Source organism: Nocardia implantans (genome assembly GCF_035544775.1).
Lineage (GTDB): Bacteria > Actinomycetota > Actinomycetes > Mycobacteriales > Mycobacteriaceae > Nocardia > Nocardia implantans.
The window spans coordinates 567921-587474 of record NZ_JAYKYQ010000001.1 but is presented as its reverse complement, the minus strand read 5'-3'; the positions used below and the strand labels follow the sequence as shown (position 1 = coordinate 587474).

Genomic DNA, 19554 nt, shown 5'->3' with positions numbered 1-19554 from the left:
TGGTTCACCCGGTCCGAACGCTCGATGCAGCACCGGAGCCGCAACCATAACGGGGGATGTGATCTTCGCCTCACCTGCCGTTACCAGGCGTCGAGCGACGCGAAATCGACACCGTGGCACCCGAGTTGAAGAGACGCGCGTCACAGTCGCGGAGCGTCCATGCCTTCGCGGCGCAACAGCACCCCGGGGCTCGAATCACTCCCTGGAAGTGACCTGAATCACCTTCACCGTGGTAAGGGGGCTCAGCCGACGCGAAGTATCCCGGTGACCGTGCCTTGCAGCAGATGGCGGTCCCGAGTGATCAACGGTGCGGTCTGCAGCGGATCGTCGACGATGGTGCCGGGGAGCGGGTGCGAGGCGATGACCGCACCGGTCTCGGGATCGACGACGGTGAGCTCGTACCCGTCCACAGGCGTGGTGCGGTCGGGACCGACGCGAGCGACCGTGTAGAGCCGGCTGTCGGCGGTGGACAACCGCGGAACGGCCGCACTGCGGATCCCGTTCTCCCACACCACATGACATCCGTCGCCGGCGACATCGACCCGCGTCATCCCGCCGGTGAACGGAGCATCCGGCGGCGACGCCGGTCCCGCTCCCTCGGGCAGCGCCGGATACGGGTAGCCGTAGGTGCTCGCCACGAAGATCGAGCGGCCGATCCCGACCGGCGAATTCTCGCTTCCCGGCCCGCCCGCGCCGAGCGCCGCAGCCGTGCACACCAATTCGCCGGAGCCGGAACGGAACACCAAGACGTGCACCTGTCCGTCGGCGTTGTCGACGATGGTCAGATAGTCGGCGCCGGTCTCGGGACCGAAGTAGGTGGGAGTCGATCCGGTGCCCCAGCTGAGTTGTCCGGGCTTGCGCGCCGATCCCCGGTCGTAGGCCGCGCGCCACGCGATCTCCGGAGCGCCGGACGCGCCGACCCGCAGTTCGTACAGCGCATGCGTCGTCGCCACGGCGACCAGCCCGCGCGGCGCCGCCGAGATGCTGTTGGCCACCTGCTCCCCCGCCGGCAGCGTCAACGCGGTGACCCGCCCGGCCGGGGTGACGAATCCGACGACGCCGCGGCCGGTCGCGAACCACACGTTGCCCGACCAGTCCGGGACGAGTCCCGTCACGTTGTCCCCCGGTGGGATCACCGGCCCGAGGTCGGCGGACGCTTCGCCGATCAGCCGCCACGTTCCCGCCGCGTCCCGTTCGTGCCGCACCAGGAGCAACCGGTCGGTGCCGTCCACGACCACCAAACGGTCGTCCTGATCCAGGTAGGCGTACACACCCCCGAGCAGACTGCCCTTGGCCAACGGCAGCGCGGCGAGCGAGGGCGCCAGCGGGCCTGGCGCCGCCGGATCGAGCAGATGCACCGTCGGGGTCTGTCCCGCGATCGCGGTGCACAGAGCGACCACGAGCCGGTCCGATCCCTCCAGCAGGGTGGGACACGCCGAAGCCAGCGGGTACGCGCCGACCGCGGCGGCGCGGGCGTCCGGCCCGGCCAGCGGCGTCGCGTCCGAGGACCCCGCGTCGCCGTGCATGGTGGCGCCGCCGGTCGGCCCGAGGAAAGGATTCGGCGGCGCGAGCGGACCCCACGGTCCGGCCGCCGAAGCGGGCTGGGTGGGCAGCAATGCCAGCACGCAGGCGGCGAGGAGGGTCATCGGCCGGCGCATCGCGATCCTCTTTCCCTGGGCGAAGCCGTACCCGAACGGATACCGGAGGCAACAGTATTCGGATCTTCGCCGCGCCACCCGCCCGGCAGCGGTCGTTACGATGATGCGCATGAACTCGGTCCGGGCCCGTCTGTTGTCCACCCTCGCCGGTCAGCTCGGGAATCCGCACGGCGTGCTCGGCAAGGGCGTCGCCTTCGTGCTCAACCGCGGCAACAAGGTCGCCATCGCCGGGGCGGTGCAGGCCGCCGACATCGCGCCGGGCGGTGCCGCGGCCGACGTGGGGTTCGGCGGTGGAGCGGGCCTGTCCCTGCTGCTCGAGCGAGTCGGCGCGAGTGGCGTCGTGCACGGTGTCGAGATCTCCGCCGACATGCTGGCTCGCGCCCGCTCGAAGCACGGAAGCGACATCGCCGCCGGTCGCCTGCGGCTGGTGGAAGGCTCGCTCACCGCGCTGCCGCTGCCTGACGACAGTCTCGATGCCGCGATCACCGTCAACACCGTCTACTTCGTGCCGGACCTGGCGGCGGCCTGCGCCGAACTCGCCAGGGTGGTCCGGCCGGGCGGGCGTCTGGTGATCGGCATCGGTGATCCGGACGCGATGGCGAAGCTTCCGTTCACGTCGTACGGGTTCACCCTGCGCCCGGTGCCGAAGGTGATCGCGGCACTGGAACAGGCGGGCTGCGCGGTCGAGCACCGGCGGCTGGGCAGCGCGCCGATTCCGCACCATCTGCTGGTGGCGACGCCCCGCTGACCTACATCAGCGCGCCGCCGTCCACCCTGATCTCGGTGCCGGTCATATATTTGCCGTCGTCGGAGGCGACCATGGCGACGACTCCGGCGATGTCCTCCGGAGAACCGAGCGCGCCGCCGTTGAGCCATCCGGTCATCCGGGAGAAGAGCTGCGGGTCGAAACCCTCCGGCTGGTCCAGGATGGACTTCGTCGTGATGCCGCTGGTGATACCGGCCGGAACGATGTTCACCGCGCGCAGACCCTGCTTGGCGTACTCCAGCGCGATGGCGTGCGTGAAGGCGTTCACACCGCCCTTGGACGCCGCGTAGGAGGCGAGGTAGGGCGCCGCGCTGAAGGCCGCGGTGGAGGAGATGTTGACCACCACGCCGCGTCCGGTGTCCAGCAGCGCGGGCAGCGCGGCCTGGGTCATCAGGAAGGTGCCGGTGAGATTCACCCGGATCACCCGGTCCCACACCTCCAGCGGCATCTCGTGGGTGCGTGCGGGTCGCAGGATGCCCGCCGCGTTGACCAGCACGTCCAGTCCGCCGAGGAATTCCAGCGCCGTTGCGGTCGCGGTGCGCACCGACTCCGGGTCGGCGGTGTCGACCTCGACCGTCCGCAGCCGTTCCGCGCCGTCGCCCGCCTTCGCCGCGGTGGCCGCGAGGCCCGCCGCGTCGATGTCGGCGGCGACCAGCTGCGCCCCTTCGTCCAGCAGCCGCAGGGCGATGCCCTGACCGATGCCGGATCCCGCTCCCGTCACCACCACGCGGCGGCCGTCATATCTGCGCATGCCAAGAATTAGAACACGTTCTCATCCCGCGTCAAGGGACTTCCGTCGCTGCTCGGCTATTCGCAGCACCATGGCGGCCGCCGCCGCGCCGTACGCGCGGCTGGCCGCGGCCGGACGGACCGCTGGATAGTTGGAGCGATGCGTGACGACCACGCCGTTGGGCAGGGTGACCGTCCGGTCCGGCACGGTCGCGACGCAGTTGCCGCCCGCCTTGGCCACCAGGTCGACGATCACTGTCCCTGAGCCGAGCAGGTCCAGCGCCGCCCGCCCGAGCAGGCGAGGCGCCGGAGAGCCGCGGTGCACGGCCGTGCAGACGACCAGGTCGGGCGGCGTCGTGGTGAGCGCGTCCAGCAGCGCCGCGTTGTCGTCCCGATTCGGCAGGAACTCCCCCGCACCCGCCTCGACCGCGGCGGTCCGCTGTGCGGGGCGGTTGCCGACCGCCGTCGGCCGCTCGTCGCCGAACGTGCGCGCGGCCCCGATGGCGGCGAGTCCGGCGGCCCCGCACCCCAGCACCAGGGCACGGACCGGGCGGGTGCGCCGCGCCGGAGCGAGCAGTCGCCTGCCTTCGGCGTAACCCACCGCGCCCGCGATCCGGCTCATCGTGGACAGCGCGTCGAACTCGGTGGTCGAGTCGTCGCGTGGCACCGCGTCGAACGCCACCGACTCGACGCCGCGACGGCGCAACCGGTCGATCTCGTCGCGACGGTGGAGCGGGTCCTGGAAGCCGAGCAGCGTGGTCCCCGGCCGCAGCCGCATCGAGTGGAGTTCGAAGGCAGGCGGTTTCACCCAGACGACGATGCCGGCGCGTTCGAACACCGCCGCGCGATCCTCGACGACGACCGCACCCGACGCGCTGTACTCCTCGTCCGGGAAACCCGCGCCTCGCCCCGCGCCTTCCTGCACGAGGACGCGCAGGCCTGCCGCCGACAGCGTGCGCACCCCCTCCGGGGTGAGCGCAACGCGCGTCTCCCGTGGCGCGGTCTCGCGCGGCACTCCGACGATCACCGCGCGGCACCCGGCCCCGCCAGCGCGGTCAGGCCGCGATCGGCGAGCGCGTCGCGATAGGTGAGCCCACCGAGGATGTCATGGATCAATTGCTCCAGCCGGTCGAAGAGTTCATCGATAAGATCGGGCGACTCGTGCCTGGGCGCTTTGCGCGGAGCGAGGACGTTCAACCGCACGCCCGGACGCAGCGAACCCGTCCGGTCCAGCGCGACGCTGTCCACGCCGGCCACGGCGAGCAGCATGTCCTCCACTTGCGCGCTCGTGCGCACACCGGCCTGGTCGAGCAGCGCGCGGTCGAACACCACCGAGACGAACATCCCCTCGGGGTTGCCCAGCGGCCGCAGCACGTCGGTCCCCAACCTGCTGTTGATCGCGGCGATGTGGCCGCACGCCCGCTCGATCTGCGCGCGCATCAGCGCGTGATTGCGGTCGAAGTAATCGTCGGCGGTGTGTTCGAGGATCGCGCGCGCCAGATGGGTGGTCTCGCGCTGGAACGAGATGGTGAGCCTTTCCCGGATCCGGGCCAGCCACGCGCTGTCGCCGGTGCACGCCGCCCCCATCTTGCACGGACCGAAGGCGTTGTAGGCCTTGGAGTTTCCCGTGAGGGTCAGCACCACGTCGTACAGCCGCCGGATGCCGTGCTTGGTCTCCACATGCAGTGCCGCGATCGGGATGTGCGAGGCCACCAGCCGGTCGAAGGCCATGTCGCAGATGACCGGAACACCGCAGTCGAGCAGCACCTGTCCGAGTTCGGCCAGCTCGGCCGCCGTGTAGTCCGCGACAACGGGGTTGCCCGGCAGCGTGAGCAGCACGCCGCACAGCTCGCCCGTCGCGCGCAAGTCCGCGAGGCAGCGGGCCAGCCGGGCGGGATCGATCTTGAACCCGTCGTCCGGAGCCACCGGGCAGGAGACGATGCGCAAGCCGAATTTCTCCACGTGGATGCTGGAGCTCTTGTAGAAGCCCTCCGGGCACACGATCACCCCGCCCGGCCTGGCCAGGGTGGCCACCGCCTCCTCGAGCAGCATCGTGCTCGAGTACGGGCAGACGATCACCTCATCCGGGCGCACCCGGACGCCCGGCACTCCCTCCACCGGATGCGACAGGCGCTCGAACAGCTTGCGGGCCGCGAGTTCGCGCAGGATCAGCGGCTGCCGCTTGTCGTAGAGCCTGCCGTCGAGATACTCCGCCGAGGGTGCGATGTGCAGGCTTTCGCGCCAGGCCCGGTCCAGCGCCGCGATCGCGTGCGCGTCGGGGGCCAGGCCGGTTTCGCCGTGGTAGGCGTCGATGACGCCCGAGTACCGGCGGCCACCGGTCCCGGCGAACCAGGCGTCCCGGGAAACCTGGCCGCGCACTTGACGTTTCCTGGCCTCCGAGCGATTGGTCAGCGTCGCCAGGTCGGCGAGCGGATCGGTGAGCACCTGGCTCTGAGTCACGGAACCTCGCCTTCTGAAGGGTCTCCCGGTGCGGGCATGGTGTTCCATCTCTCCTCGAGCGCGGCGCGGAACAGGCTGCGGCAGTTGCCCTCGGCGAGTCGTTCGAATTCCGCCAGCGGCGGTTGCGCGACGATCTGGTCCACCACGATCGCCGTACCGGCGCGCCTGAGGTCGTAGAGTTTCTCGAAACGCCGGACCGCGAACGCGACATCGTGCTTCAGCGCGGAGAAGCGCGTCGCCACCCTGGCCTGGCGGGAGTAGTCGTACTCGCCCACCGCGACGTAGCGATCGTCGACCACGAGCATGCTCTGCGCGTTACGGGCGTACTCGCGCTTGACCAGCACGCTTTCCACGCCCGATCGGGCCTGCTTCCAGAGTTTGTCGTCATAGGGCCAGACATCCGAGATGTCGTCCAGCACATACATCCGCCGCACATCGATCTTCGGTGGATGGGCCTTGTCGGCCAGGCGCAGGATCGCCGCGTGATAGTCGTCGCCGACGTCGCCGCCGATCGTGCCCAGATCCGCGGTGTGGATCGCCCGCACCGACGTGGTGGCCTGTTCCAGAATGGTCAGCCAGTCGGTGACGGTGTTCCATTCCCACACCGTGGCGCTGCGCGAGGGAATCTGCGCGAGGATCTCCTCGGCGCGTTCCAACTGCCGGTCGGCGATCAGGCGCAGCGGCTCGATCTCCGCCCGCGCTCCGGAGGCGTCGATCAGGCTCTGCGCGATGCTCAGTGCGCGGGAGACCAATTCGGGGTCCTTGCCGAGCAGGACGTTGAACCGCATCCGCAGGTCGTAGTAGGCGCTGCTGGTCGGATCGGTCGCCGGATCGGCGCTGCCGTCGGTCGGCAGCTCCGAACCGAGCGCGAGACTCAGGCGTTCGCGCAGCGCGAGTGGCGGAATCCGGCTACCGTTCTCGATCTGCTGAATGAGGCTGCGGGAGCAGCCCGCTCTGGTGGCGAGCGACGCCTGGGTGTAGCCGCGCTCCAGTCGTAGCCTGCGGACCAGGTTGCCGACCTGCTCGTCCGAGCCCGAGTCAACCATCCCGCGCCTCCCATCCTGCACCTTGCGTACGCATGCTCACGGCGTATCACGATGCGACATTTTAGTCATCAAATGGCAAGCGGTGTCGGATGAATCGCGTCCGGCGAATTTCGTTGCCAACAAGCAATGCGGCCGGAGGATCAATTCGCCGGACGCCGCGCGATCGAAGGTTGCCACATTCGCTTTCCAACACGCTTCGACCGGTTCCTCTGGCGGTCCAGGGCCGTTATCAAAGCCCATCGTCGACAAGCATTGAGCCGAAAGAATTTTGCGAAGCGCGAATGCTCATCAAATATCATCACGAAGCGCTAAAGCTTCGTTGACAGCATGAGGTGTCACTCCCTAGCCTTGTTCTCGAAGCCACCGCAATTCCAGCTCGCCGCAGGGTTTTTCCCACCTGCCGAGCCGGGTGGCTCGACAACTCTAGGAGGTGCCGGATACGGATACCTCGTCACCGCGCGAGCCGATTCGGATACGCCAGGCGTGACCACCCCGCCCACCGCGCTCGCGCCGGTCTCCCGAAACATTCGGGCACCGAGTAATCAAGGCACGGACGAAGCCACCGCGTACCGGCCGTGGCCGAGCACGGCCACCGCCCTCCGCGCCGGCGGCCGTTCCGCGTCAACCCGCACGAGAGTGAATGAGAGCGGATCATGGCACTCGACATCACCGATTCGATCATCACCAGCGACGTCACCCCGGAAACCGCACGGCTGCTTTCCTTCGGCGCGGCCTGGGAACTCAGCTGGCTGCCCACGGTCCCCCTGACCCGCGAACAGGCTGTCAGCGGGATGGTGCTCGACGAAATGCTCAGCGATCCCGGCACGCTCACCAACGACCTCGCACTCGAACTCGCCGCCATTCGGGCCACCGACCTGGGCGTCACCTTGCGTGAGGTGCTGCTGCGACTGTATGCCCGCATCACCGCACGCGACAACGAGGCATCCTGCGGCGCTCGCCCGCCATTGGTCGCCTGATCGCGACACGGGCGTCGCCGGTTGGCGCAGCGACACCACACGATCCCGATCGCCGGTCCAAGGCGACCGGCATACGGGCGGCCAACGATCGGCATGCGTCGGTCGCCGGGCCCGCAGCCGTGCGGTGCGCGGCACCCGGTGCGTCACGGTGCAGCCGAAGACCGTTCCCAATTCTGAGAACAGAGAACACCGGGTAGGTGCGCTCCGAGGGGACAATGTCTTCTCTCGGTGTGGTCGACGCAGGTGAAGGGTTTGCCGGGACATGGGTCAAGCGTTGCGGGTGGACACCGACCTGCTGCGAGCGCTGACCCCGGAACTCGCCGCCATCGCCGACACCGCGCAGGAGGAACTCGCCCGCCTGAAGGAAAGACTCGCCGCCGAGGGCAACTGCTGGGGCGACGACGAGCCGGGCCGGGCCTTCGGCGACAGCTACGAGCCCGCCGCCGACAAGGGCATCACCGGCTTCGAGAACCTGGTCCACAATCTGCACGGGATGAGCAGCAGCGTCGCCGACACCGGCGAGGTCATGCTGGACCAGGACCGGAACATCGGCTCCCAGCTCCGCAAACAGGATCCGTTCCACTCCACCCCGGTCGGCAACGCGCCGTACGACCAGCCGCGAGATCCGGCGCCGTCGCCAGCCCCCTCCACACCCGAAGCCGGCAGACCGAATCCCGCTCCCGCCGCCACCGCGCCAACTTCCGCAGACGAACCGACGGTCCCCTCCAGGCCCACCGCTCAGGCCGCCGACCCCAGCGCTGCGGCGAGTGACCCCACCGCCGCGCGGGGAACCGCGGAACCCGGCTATCAACCGACCGGCGACCCGTACGGGCCCGGCTCGATGAACCCGGGTGACTACGGCCCGGCCGGCGATACCGGCTCGTCCGGACAGCCGTCCGCCGACCCCGGCTCGACTCCTGCTGTCCAGGACCGTGCCACGCCGACCGCCCGGGACGCCGCGCCGACCGGGCGTACCCCGTCGTCACCGGCCACCGCCACGCCTACCGCCACCGAATCGTCGCCCGCGGCGGCACCCAAACCCGGCGCGTCCGGACCGGCGGCCGTCCAGCGGTCGCCGGAGACCCGATGGACGAGGCCACCCACCGAATCGCCGTGGATGCGAAACGCGCCCGGCACGCCCTGGTCGCGAAACGACGGCGGTCGAGCACCGGGTCAAGTCTTTCCGCCGCGCCGCAAGGAGCCTCGGCCCGACGCGGGGAAACCGGTCGGGCCGGGCAAGAGCCACAAGGCGGGCAAGCCGAAACCCGCGCCGGCGGAGGCGAAACGCTCCCACGTGCGGACCGATCCCGACGCCGTGGCCGCCGCACGCGCGCTGGCCGCACGCCATGGCCTCCGGATCGCCGGATTCGAAGACTCCGGCGTGTCGAGACGTACGGTCGATGAGATCGCCGCGGCCGTCGACGGAATCCTCGGCAAATATCCGTTCATAAAGCTGGGCGGTATCGAGATCACCGACCTGCGGGAAGGCACGGTCTCGCGCGTGGCGCCGGGTCGCGCGTCCGACGACACAGCTGATGCGGTCACCGGTGGGTGGATCCTGCTCGACCGGGTCGCGGTGGGGAATCCGGCACTGCTCGCGGAAAAGGTCGAGGCCGCGGTTCGGTCGGGCGAACGTGTGGCCGGGCCCGCGGAGCAGCCGATGTATGCCACGATCGTGCGCGACCTCGGCCGGATACTGGAAGTGGCGGCCGGTGCCCACGTGCGGCAGTCGGCGCAACGATCGTTGCTGATGGAGTACCGGCGCATCAGCGGCCCGTGGGACCGCGGCGAAACTTTGGCTGCGATCGTGCGCGGTTATCGGGAGTGGCGCGCCCAACTGGTCCGCGCCTGCTTCCCCGGTGACCGCTTCGATCCCCGCGCGGCCGTGGTCGAAGCCTTCACCGAAGTCGAACTGCGCGGCGAGAGCGCCTGCGGGCCCGCGAAAGTGCTGCACCGATTGGCGATCGAGCACGCCCGCGGACAATCGAGCGCCTGATGGTGCAGATTCCGGACTCTTTCCCCGGCTGGCTGACCGACATGGTGCTGGGGCACTTTCCGGAGGGAGATCCGGAGGGGATGCGCCGCGACGGCGACGCGTGGTCGGACGCGGCGAACGCGCTGGCACCGGTGCGGCATCGGCTGCAGGCGGCGTTGGAGCGGTTGGACAAGGCGGTCGAGGGCGAGGCCGGCGCGGAGATGCAGAAGCAGTACCGCAAAGTCCTCGACCAGATCCAGGCGCAGATCGAGTTCAACAACGCCATGGCCCGGCAGTTGTACGACAACGCCACGGCCATCGAGTACGAGCAGTACGTCATCGTCGGCATCGCCGCGGCGCTGCTGGCCCAGGTGATCATCGATATGGCGATGCCGCCGCCCGGCAGCATCGTCAAGGCGATCTCCGATCGCGCCGAGGCCAGGGTGGGGATGGAACTCGCCCGCCGCGACCTGGTGGTGGCGATACTGGGGAAGGCAGCGCGGTTCGTCGCCGAACATCCGCGTTTGATGCTGGCCACCAAGGGCGTGTTCTTCGGAACCGCGATCGGCGGCGGCGTTCCCTATGTGGCGCAACGTGTCCAGATGGCCCAAGGCCACCGAGAGAAGATCGATTGGCAGAAGGTCGGGATCGGAGCGGCGGCAGGCGCCGCGGGCGGTCTGGTCGGTGTCGAGGTCGGTCGTCGCGTCGCGCCCTTCGCGATCAAAGCGGGCGGGCGTGTGCTCGGCACCGTGGCGGCAGGCGGCGTCGGCGGTATGGCCGGCGGCCTGGCGGGCGGGCTCACCGCCTGGGGTCTCACGGGGGGTGAACTGCGCGGCAAGGACTTGGCGACCATGGTGTGGACCGGGTTCGGTTCGGGCCTGGTCGGGTCGGTCGGGGCGTCCGTGCGAGCCGGACGGGCCGGTGCGAACACGAACCTGAGCGAACCGGTGCCCGCCCTCGATTCGAGCCTGCCGCCCGACGCCGCGCCGCCGGCCAGGATTTCCGCGCCAGGGGATGGCCGGCCGCCGCAGCTTCGTACGGCGGCGCCCGAGCCAACGTCCACCACCAGCGAGGTGGACGCGCCGCCGGCGCGGCGCGCCGAGTCCGGAGACGGGTCGATGGACCCGCCCGACGATCTGTCGCCGGAGATGATGGCCGCGGGCGACGAAATCGTCCGCAATATGGTCGATGACGCCATCGCCCGGATCATGGCGGGCGAGGATCCCGGACCCCTGTCGGACGGCACCGGCGGAACGACATTCGGGAGCGCGCCCGACCACCCCTCTGGCGGGTCGTCGCCCTCTTCGCCGTCGTCGTCCGGGCACGGCGGCGCACCGCCCGCGTGGCGCGATACCGCGATCGCGCGCACTCCGGTCGCCGTGGCAGCCCACCCCGAAGGCGGTCCGGTCACGCCCATGCCGAGCCGTCAGTTCCAGATCAGCGATCCTCAGGTACGTCCGGACCAGCGGGTCGATCTGATCGCCGATGGGACCCTCACCCAACCGGACACTCCCGCGCTCGGCCCCGAAGTCCTTTTCGACGACGGCAGCAGTTCGTACACGAGTCCGTTCATGATCGAACACGGACCTGCCGGAGAGATGTACTTGCTCGCGCCGGAGCAGATGGCAGGCAATCCCGCCCAGGACACGGCGGGACCCCGACCGGTCGGTGGAACGCTCGAGGAGGGGGCGACCACCCAAGACGGACAACCGCTGCACCACATCGATTTCGACGCGGAGATTGCCAGACTGGAAGCGGAACTGGCGCAGAACACCCCGCCGTCGAGTGCGGATGCCACCGCGTCATCGGTGGAAGCGCCGCTTCAAGGGGCGGACACCACACCGTCGCCCGCTGGAACGGACGACGTCGCCGGGCACGCGCAATCGGTTGCCGATGCGCCACCCATAACTAGCGGGACCGACGGGCACGATGCCGTCCCACAGGCTGGTGCGCCGAGCCCGACGGCCGACCCCGCACCGTCGGGGCCCTTCTCCGCCACACCGGAGCCGCCAAACCCCGTCGCACACGCGGGTTCTCCGAGCCCACGGACCGACCCCGCAGCGACAGGACACGCGACGCCGGGGCCGCGAAACCCCGTCGCCCCATCGAACCCGCCGCAATCGGCCGCACCGACGACTACGAGCGGCGCCTCGCCCACCGGCGAACCGAGGCCACCGCTTGGCCACACACCGCCGAGCGGCTCGCGGAGCACCGGCCCACACACGGCACCGCTGGCCGGCGCCGCACCCGACGCCCACAGCCCCGCCGCCCACGCGAGCACACCGACTTCGTCCGCGACCCCGACGACCCCCACCGCCGCGACCGCGCAGCCGGACGCCGACGACGAACCCGCCGCCGATCCGGAGGAGTTCCCCACACCACCGGGAACCGTCGTGGACGACCCCCGCGAACACAACGTCCAGAAAGACCCCAGGGACTACAGCGTCCAACAAGACCCCCGGGACCACAACGTCCAGAAGAAGCCGTCCGGAGATTACATAACCATCCCCGGCGTCTCCTACCCGTTGGAGGACGAACCACCCGCCGACGCCATCCCTGTCATACCGCGCACACCCGCCCTGACACCCCTGCCCAACGATTCCGTCGACTTGGGCCGCGCCTTCCAGAACCCCGACGACCCGGAGAACACCTCTGGCCCCACCTCTTCGCGCGCTCCGGACATCACCAATCCCCTGTCGGATCGCCATCTCGCCGCACCGGAAACCGGCTTGGACGCCGGACTGGGAAAGACGCCCGACTCACTCACGATGCCGAGCCGGTACGCGACCGAACCGAGCCCCGATGCCCCCGGCGCTCCCCAAAAACCCGCGGCCCCTCAACTGAATCCACACTCCCTCGAATACAGCGAGGACCCCAGCCGCCTTCCGGCCATAGGCGGCGTCCCACCCCTGCTACCCGCCCCACCACCGAAGAAGACGGAGCCCAAGCGCCTGGTCACCCGAATGGGTGCCGATCCAGAGGAACCGGAACAGCGCAAGCGCCCCCGCAAACAACAACCGCCCCCGCCTCCGCCCCCACAGCCGACGCCGGAGCCCCCGGTGCCGACGCCGACACCGAAACCGGTCCCGCGGCCGAAGCCACGCAAGCGGCCCCAGCCATCAGCACCCCTGGTGCGCGAGGAGTTCGTCGTCCGCGAGGACAGCGAAGCGATCGGCGCGATCGGCGAGGAAGGTGAGCGGGTCCGCGGTGCCGCCGGAACCCGGCGATGGGTGCGGTCGCTGCCACAGAAGCTGCCCTGGCTCAGCGAAGACCAGATCGACACCGCGGAACTGCTGCTCTCCGAGGTGGTGGCGAATTCGCTGCGGTGGACCCAAGGCAAGGTCGCGGTCATAGCCACGGCGACCGATACCGACGACACCCGCAAAACCCGATTCACGGTCACCGACGACAGCGAAGTCGTCCCGGAGCGGACCGGCATGCCGGACTGGGACGCCGAGCGCGGGCGCGGCGGCGAGTTCGTCGCCATGCTGTCGGACGCCCACGGGGCCACGGTGCACGAGAACGGCAAATCGACCTGGTTCGAGCTGCATGGGCCGCGCGGTGACGACCCGGCGTCACCATCACCCGACAATGCCGAGACCGCGGGCATTGCGGAGACTCCCGCGTCAGCCGTCGACACGACGCCTACCCGAGACCAGCCCACCGCGATCGAGTTCGTGGTGCGTGCGCAAGGGCCTGACCCGAGGGCCGAGGCGGCGCGGATGCGCGCGGGCTCACAAGCCTGGGATCAGTTGAGTGACCAGCTGTTCGACTGGCCTGCCGACAAGATCGATGACGCGGGACTGGAACTCGCTGAGCATGTGATGATCACACTGGAGAACAGCGACGACGGTTCTGTCCGGGTAGCGCTGGAGGAAAGTGGTGATCCCGGTGAACGCCTGCTACGCGTCACGGTCGGGGATTCCAGCTTCGAAGTGCGGGAAGCTCACGAGCTGCCGCAATGGCTGGCCGATGCCATAGAACCGGTCCGCCACCTGCGCTTGAACGTTCCCGGCCAGCTGGCCATCGCGGTGCGGTATCGCGATATCCCCAAGATCGCCAGAGCCCTCGCTCCGCTCAACCATCTCGGTATCCCGGCGGACGTCGCACAAGATGGTATCGACCGCGGATTGCGCCATCGGGCGCGAATCAACCGCGGGCGGCTGCACGCGTCGCTTCGCAACGTCATGGCCGAGCCTACTGTGTACCGTTCCGGCGACTCTGTGGTCGAGCTCGATATCTACCCTTTCTGGGACCAGGATTTCCGCAGTGGACTGAGTCAGCTGGACCTGACCGGGCGCAACGACCGGATGCTGCCACTCGGTGAATTCGTCGACGCGATCATCACCGAACTCGAGCAACGTCGGCAGGCGTTCGAACCGCAGAACTCGGTGCACTCGGCCGAGGCGAGCGAGAACGTGCCCGCACCCGAGGTACGGAGCACTACCGACTCTGCCGAACGTCCGGCGAGCAACGATGCGTCGGCACAGGCAGTACCGATCCCCCGGCCGGAAGGTGCCGACACCACGGCATGGCTGTCCGCGGTTCGCCGATATTCGGGTTTGTCGCCGGGAGAACTCGATGAGCTCGTCGGCGCGACGCCGGGCACGTGGCAGGCGGCAGAGCTGGGCGAAACGGACCTGGAAACAGCACACGTCCGGGCGTTGCTGCGCCGAATACTTCCCGAGGGACACACCATCTACACGGACGTGGCCGCGCACTATCCGGGTCTGCTGTCGCGCTGGGGGAAGAAGATATTTCCGGAAGGTTATGCGCGGATCGGCGAATATATTCGGTTCCTTCGCGAGTCGAACGGTTTGACGCAAGCACAGATGGCTCAGCTGCTCGGAAAGTCCAAGAGCACTGTCGAAGTCTGGGAGCGGGGCACACGCTCACCCGCGAAGAAAATGATCACCGCCATGCTGGAGAAGCTGCGATATACCTACGGCGTTACCGTGGACGAGATCACCGAGACCTTCTCGTACCTGCCCAGAGAAGCACCGGTCTTTCCGAATCCGGGGGTCGCCAGGTCATTCGGCGAGTATCTGAAGATCTTCCGAAGCCTGAATAATCTTCAGCCTGCGGACGCGGCGCGCATCCTCGGATACACGGCGGAAACGATACGCTCACACGAGGCCGGCGAGACGGCACGCTCCGAAGAACTCGAAATGCTCGCCGCCTATGACCGTGTGCTGCATCGTGCGGGCCCGTGGAACGATTTGGCCGAAGCGTGGGGATACAGCTACCGCATGAATCCCGCGGGCGAAACCTTTCCCGATCCGGCCGACTACCGAACGGTGCACGAGTGGATGAAGGCGCTGCGACTGCATCAGCGAATGACCCAGGAGCAGTTCGCGGAGCGGGTCGGCAGGAGTAAGCGAGGTCTGGTCTACGCGGAGAGCAGGAGCAGACCGGGTCTGCGGTTCCTTCGAGAGCTCAGGGACACGTTGGAGATGCCGAACGATACGCTGGTCTCGGCCCTGCGGCTCTATTACGCTCGACCGGGCGTCGAGCCAATCGACGAAACCGACGAGGCCCTTTTTTGGGAGCTGATAGCCACCCCGGTCGGCTCGGCAGAAGAGGAGTCGGTCCGAAATCGGATCATCGAACGCTACGCCTGGGTCGCGCCGATAGCGACACGTTACTGGCGCATTCCGGACCAGCAACGCGAAGATCTCATTCAAATCGCCAACATCGCCATTCTGCAAGCTGTTACGAACTTCGTTCCACTCACCGGGAATTTTGCTTCGTTCGCCGCATCCCATGCGCGCCACGCGATGCTGGACACGCTCTATGACTACCGCTATCCCGGCATCACCGACAGAGATACCCGCAACCTGCTCGGCAAGATAGACAGATACCGGGACGAACAGTACCGCGAAACCGCGCGATACCCTGCTGATTCCGAGGTAGCGGAAGTATTGGGGATAGCAACGGCCGAAGTCACCAGCGCACGAGCGCTGGCGGGGCGACCGACACGACTGGACGCACCGACCCGAGCGGATTCGAAGAGCGATCAATACGATGTCGCGATCCCCGCGCAGGAACCGGCACAGGACACCGACTCCGAACCGGCTGAATTATCCTTCACTACCGAGAGACTGACGGAGGCATGGGATTCTCTCTCCGAACTTCCCGAAGGAGATCTCGCACAGGAAATACTGCGACTACAGTTTCTCGATGACGCGGAATTGTCGCTCGCTCAGGTGAGTGAACGTCTGGGCATCCCACTGACCAAGGCTCAGCAGCTCATGGCGGCGGCCATGGAAAGGCTGCGGACGGCACTTCCCGTGGCCGCCGATCGGGCCGCGGCCGAGCAGGACGCGAACAACGACGAGAACACCTCCCGCGCCGACGCTCCCGACCAGCCCAAGCGGTCTGGTGGCAGCGAACAGACCCCAGGCCCGACAGTCTCCTTCCAGGACGTCGATCCGTTCGGCCTGCCCGCCCGGAACCGACGGTTCGGGCGCGTAGCCGGCCCCGACCCCCGCGTCTTCCACCACGACGAGAACGACCCGCTGGCCCGTCCCTACGGCCATGCCGTACCGCCGACGCCGGGCGCGGCCGAGGACGAGCATGCGTCCGATCCACCTGCTCAACCCGGGTGGACGCAACCTGATAGCCCGGTCGGCGACGCCGAGTCGGTCGCGCAATCCGCCGAATCGCTGCCCTTCGCGGACCAGGGAGATGAGATCGGAGACGATGTACCGGGTCCCGTAGCGATCGATGATCTCTTGGCGGATCTTCCCGAGGCGTCGAGGCTTCTCGGGCATGCGGTGCAGCAGAGGCAACCGGTGGACTGGCAGGCGCTGACGCGAGATACGCAGATCCTCCTGCTCGGTGAAGATCACAGCAACATATCCGGACGAGTGTTCCTCGAGCGGCAGGCTGCAGCGCTGCGCCGTGCCGGTGTCACGCACTTCGGCATCGAGGCGCCGCCACATCCGGCCATCGATGCGGTGAACGCCGGTATACCGATGGACCTTTCCGGCGTCGAACTCGGTCCGGCCCGGGACGGATACCTCGGTCTCGTGTGGGCGATGTCGGCCCAAGGAATAAAAATCGTACCGTTCGACGTCAGGATTCCCGGTTCGGAACACGGATCGCCGTTGCGGGATATTCGCGAGTCGCACATCACCAAGACAATTTCCCAGATCGTGGCGGAAGACCCCGATGCGATTATCGCGGTCCAGATCGGGATGGATCACATCACCGAGGACCAGGAAATATGGCAGCGAACTACCGGAACATCCGGGATGCCGTTACATGCCCGCCTGAGGGAAGCCGGTTTCACGACGAAATCCATCTCGATCTGGGGTGGGGACACCGGCCAAGACGGTCCCATCAACGGCATCGTGGAGCGTTTGGATCTCCAAGATCAAACGTTTATCGCTGATCTACAGGAATTCCGGCGTGCCGGCGGGAAGTTCCCACGGTGGGGATCCGATTTCTTGCTTCACCTCGGCAACACCGATAGTTTCTGGCTGCCCGATGCCGATCGGGAGATCGTCGGGTGGGGCCCCGCGGTACGACTGACCGCGTCACAACAAGATGCGTACATCGCACAATTCACCCCGGCCCCGGAGCCGGAGTTCGACTGGCAGTACAGACCACATGAGCCACCGCAAGGACACGCCGAAGAGACCACCGAAATTCACCTGACCGTACCGCACAGAAGTCAGCGGAATGCGTTGTCCGGCCAGATCTTGGAGGGTGACGTACGAGCCTTCGTGGACGACTGGGCCAACGACGACCATGCTCGTTCGTTCATCAAGCTGACCTTGGACCTGGCAGCGATGTATACCGGGTTGACCGACGGTGCGGAAATCACGGCCGCGAAGACCGGGACTCCGGGCCGCCGGATCATGCGCGTAGAAATAACCGGCTCGGACGGTGAACCATCGGTGCAAATCCCGGATTTCGCGAAGATATACACCCTGAGCAAACTCCATCTGATGACGCACCGGTACGGGCAATCCGACGGTGAAACCGCTACCTGGTTCGAGTTCGACGAATCGGGGCCGGATTTCAGCATGGCCGGTCTCAGGGCGGTCCACGGCACCCCTATCCCGGTCACGGCACGAGGGGTTGGGACTGGGACGACCGAGCAGCCCGAAATCACGCACGATGTGGACGGCCGGCCGACTGTCGACAGTCGAGTGCCGGAGTTCCGCAGGCCGAGCGACGAAGCGATGGAGCTGTGGCAGCGGATTCTCGATGCCGAGCAAGCCGGCGATCCGCGGGCGCGGGAACTGCGAGCCGAGGCGCAACGACTCATTCCCGACGACGGAGAGCGTGCTTACGCCGAGCGTTACGTCGGCAACGAGCGCAGGGCCGCGGCGTTGGCCCAGGAGTTGGGAATCACGGCCGATGAGCTGCGCGCGCTGATGACAGCGGAGCTGCGGCGTGCGTTCAGTGGCGACATCGTCATTCGGGTCAGAGCCATGACGCTGCACAAGGTCATCGACAGCCGGAGATTCAAGACCGTCTTCGAGACCGCGGCCCGAAGCGTGATCGGCCGAGTGCAGTTGGAGCGCAGGGCAGAGCTCGAACGGGAACTGTTCGGATACGCGCTCGATCTCGCGGCGGAATCGCGGCCGGTGTACGCACGCGTCCGTACGACCCGTGGCTCGTGGGAGCACGAGGGCGAAGTGGCAGACGAGTACGGCGGCGTGGACGTCGTACTGAAATCCGCTGTCGCGTCGAGGACTACGGCGAGCGTCGGCAGTCCATGGGGCGTGAAGGCCATTCCGAGCAGCGTCACCGATCCCCAGCCCGAATCATTCGCTGCTACGCCGAGCCACCATGGCGAACTCGCCTATTTCGGACTCGAAGGCATCGACCGCGACTATGCGGGCGAAAGGTTCCTTCGCAACAGTTACATCGAAGCCCAGATCCACGGTGGTGTCACGATCGCCGACATCGACCATGTGGTTTTCCATCGGGAGCCGCCGGACGACCGACTGGAGACAGCCCTGGCCGAGGCAGGCATCCCCTGGTCGATGGCCTCCGATTACTCCGGCAACCCGCGCGGGCCGTCGAGCCAGCGCCCATCGGACAACTCGGATCGCCCGCCGAGCGCCGCTGAATCCGGTGCGACGAGCAAACCGGGCCCGACACCTTGGCAACAGACCAGGGCACCCGGCGCCCGTATTCCCCAGCCGCCCACCGCTGCGCCCGCAAACGGTCCGGTCCGGCCGGATGACGCACTCGATGTCCACCGTCCGGATCGCAACGGCGCGCGGCGGACCGATCCCGGCATGATGAACGCCTTCGGTGACAAGGTGGACCCGAAGGCGTGGGCGTTCAAGAAGCCGGGACGGGGCGGCGAACCGGATCGAACGCCGGACGGGACAGTCGTTCGGACCACCGGATCGCCGACGGCCCCGAACGACTCCGGCCGGCGAGTGCCCGACTCGCCTGCGCTGGTACGCGCGGCTCGGAATGGCGACAGCGTCGCGTTCGACCGGCTACGGGCAGACTTGGCGGAGCCGATCGTCCAGTGGATGGCGGCCAGAGTGGATGGCGATCGAGCGGCGGCCGAGGGATTGACCGACGAGGTATTCGCTCGTGCTGCCGCGAGGATCGGGCAGCTGCGTGAAGGACAGGACATCAAGCAGTGGCTCGGAGTCATCGCGCGGAATGTTCTGGTCGAGCAGCAAAGATACGAACGGCTGCGGGACGGGATATGGGCCTCGTACGTGGGCTCGCGAAACACCGCATCGGGTCCGCGCGGCGGACTGCTGGCGAAAGCCGATCGCGCGACGGTACTGCGTGCTGTGCGCCAATTGCCGCCCGACCATCGGAAGGTCCTCGTCTGGCGGTTCGAGCAGGGCAAGTCGGCGACGCAGATCGCCGAATCGATGCCGTCCTCTTGGGGCTCACGAACGGTTCGGAAATTGGAGCGCAGGGCCGCGCAGCGCGTGGTCGAGGTGGTCGCCGG

General features: G+C 68.0%; 9 protein-coding genes (1 of these 9 cut by a window edge). 4 read left to right on the top strand and 5 right to left on the bottom strand.

Annotated elements, in window-relative coordinates; translation table 11 throughout:
- Positions 1-242 precede the first annotated feature (242 nt).
- A complete protein-coding gene (locus tag U3653_RS02600; protein ID WP_195079611.1) occupies positions 243-1658 on the bottom strand; it encodes a hypothetical protein in 1416 nt (471 codons plus the stop codon).
- 109 nt (positions 1659-1767) lie between these two features.
- Here U3653_RS02600 and U3653_RS02595 point away from each other — a divergent pair, with 109 nt between their 5' ends.
- Positions 1768-2406, top strand: a complete 639-nt coding sequence (locus U3653_RS02595; protein WP_195079610.1) for a class I SAM-dependent methyltransferase — start codon at positions 1768-1770, stop codon at positions 2404-2406.
- 1 nt (position 2407) lies between these two features.
- Here the strand turns inward: U3653_RS02595 and U3653_RS02590 are convergent, their stop codons facing one another.
- From U3653_RS02590 to U3653_RS02575, 4 genes are read right to left on the bottom strand one after another with little or no spacing between them, the layout of a single operon-like run.
- Positions 2408-3175 carry an SDR family NAD(P)-dependent oxidoreductase gene (locus U3653_RS02590; RefSeq protein WP_195079609.1) on the bottom strand — a complete coding sequence of 256 codons (768 nt, stop codon included), beginning with the start codon at positions 3173-3175 and terminating at the stop codon, positions 2408-2410.
- Positions 3176-3196: 21 nt separating this feature from the next.
- Positions 3197-4180 (bottom strand): Rossmann-fold NAD(P)-binding domain-containing protein, encoded by a 984-nt coding sequence (locus U3653_RS02585; protein ID WP_195079608.1) that lies wholly within the window; start codon positions 4178-4180, stop codon positions 3197-3199.
- On the bottom strand, positions 4177-5613 hold the full coding sequence (locus U3653_RS02580) for a pyridoxal phosphate-dependent aminotransferase (RefSeq protein ID WP_195079607.1): 1437 nt from the start codon (positions 5611-5613) through the stop codon (positions 4177-4179). Before U3653_RS02580 ends, U3653_RS02585 begins: the two co-directional genes overlap by 4 nt.
- A complete protein-coding gene (locus tag U3653_RS02575) occupies positions 5610-6659 on the bottom strand; it encodes a helix-turn-helix transcriptional regulator (protein ID WP_195079606.1) in 1050 nt (349 codons plus the stop codon). Before U3653_RS02575 ends, U3653_RS02580 begins: the two co-directional genes overlap by 4 nt.
- Positions 6660-7312: 653 nt before the next feature.
- On the opposite strand from U3653_RS02575, the gene U3653_RS02570 reads away from it, so the two are divergent.
- The 3 genes from U3653_RS02570 to U3653_RS02560 form a co-directional block, all read left to right on the top strand.
- A complete protein-coding gene (locus U3653_RS02570; RefSeq protein WP_195079605.1) occupies positions 7313-7636 on the top strand; it encodes a hypothetical protein in 324 nt (107 codons plus the stop codon).
- Between the two features lie 262 nt (positions 7637-7898).
- A complete protein-coding gene (locus U3653_RS02565; protein WP_195079604.1) occupies positions 7899-9632 on the top strand; it encodes a WXG100 family type VII secretion target in 1734 nt (577 codons plus the stop codon).
- Positions 9632-19554, top strand: partial view of a DUF5005 domain-containing protein gene (locus U3653_RS02560; protein WP_195079603.1) — the start only. Its footprint extends 15679 nt past the window's final position; the window shows 9923 of its 25602 coding nt (coding positions 1-9923); it begins with the start codon at positions 9632-9634; the stop codon falls past the right edge of the window. Before U3653_RS02565 ends, U3653_RS02560 begins: the two co-directional genes overlap by 1 nt.

Bases quoted from the DNA above. Each gene is read 5' to 3' on its own strand.
- U3653_RS02600 (WP_195079611.1), bottom strand. From the start codon at position 1,658: ATGCGCCGGCCGATGACCCTCCTCGCCGCCTGCGTGCTGGCATTGCTG.
- U3653_RS02595 (WP_195079610.1), top strand. From the start codon at position 1,768: ATGAACTCGGTCCGGGCCCGTCTGTTGTCCACCCTCGCCGGTCAGCTC.
- U3653_RS02590 (WP_195079609.1), bottom strand. From the start codon at position 3,175: ATGCGCAGATATGACGGCCGCCGCGTGGTGGTGACGGGAGCGGGATCC.
- U3653_RS02575 (WP_195079606.1), bottom strand. From the start codon at position 6,659: ATGGTTGACTCGGGCTCGGACGAGCAGGTCGGCAACCTGGTCCGCAGG.
- U3653_RS02570 (WP_195079605.1), top strand. From the start codon at position 7,313: ATGGCACTCGACATCACCGATTCGATCATCACCAGCGACGTCACCCCG.
- U3653_RS02565 (WP_195079604.1), top strand. From the start codon at position 7,899: ATGGGTCAAGCGTTGCGGGTGGACACCGACCTGCTGCGAGCGCTGACC.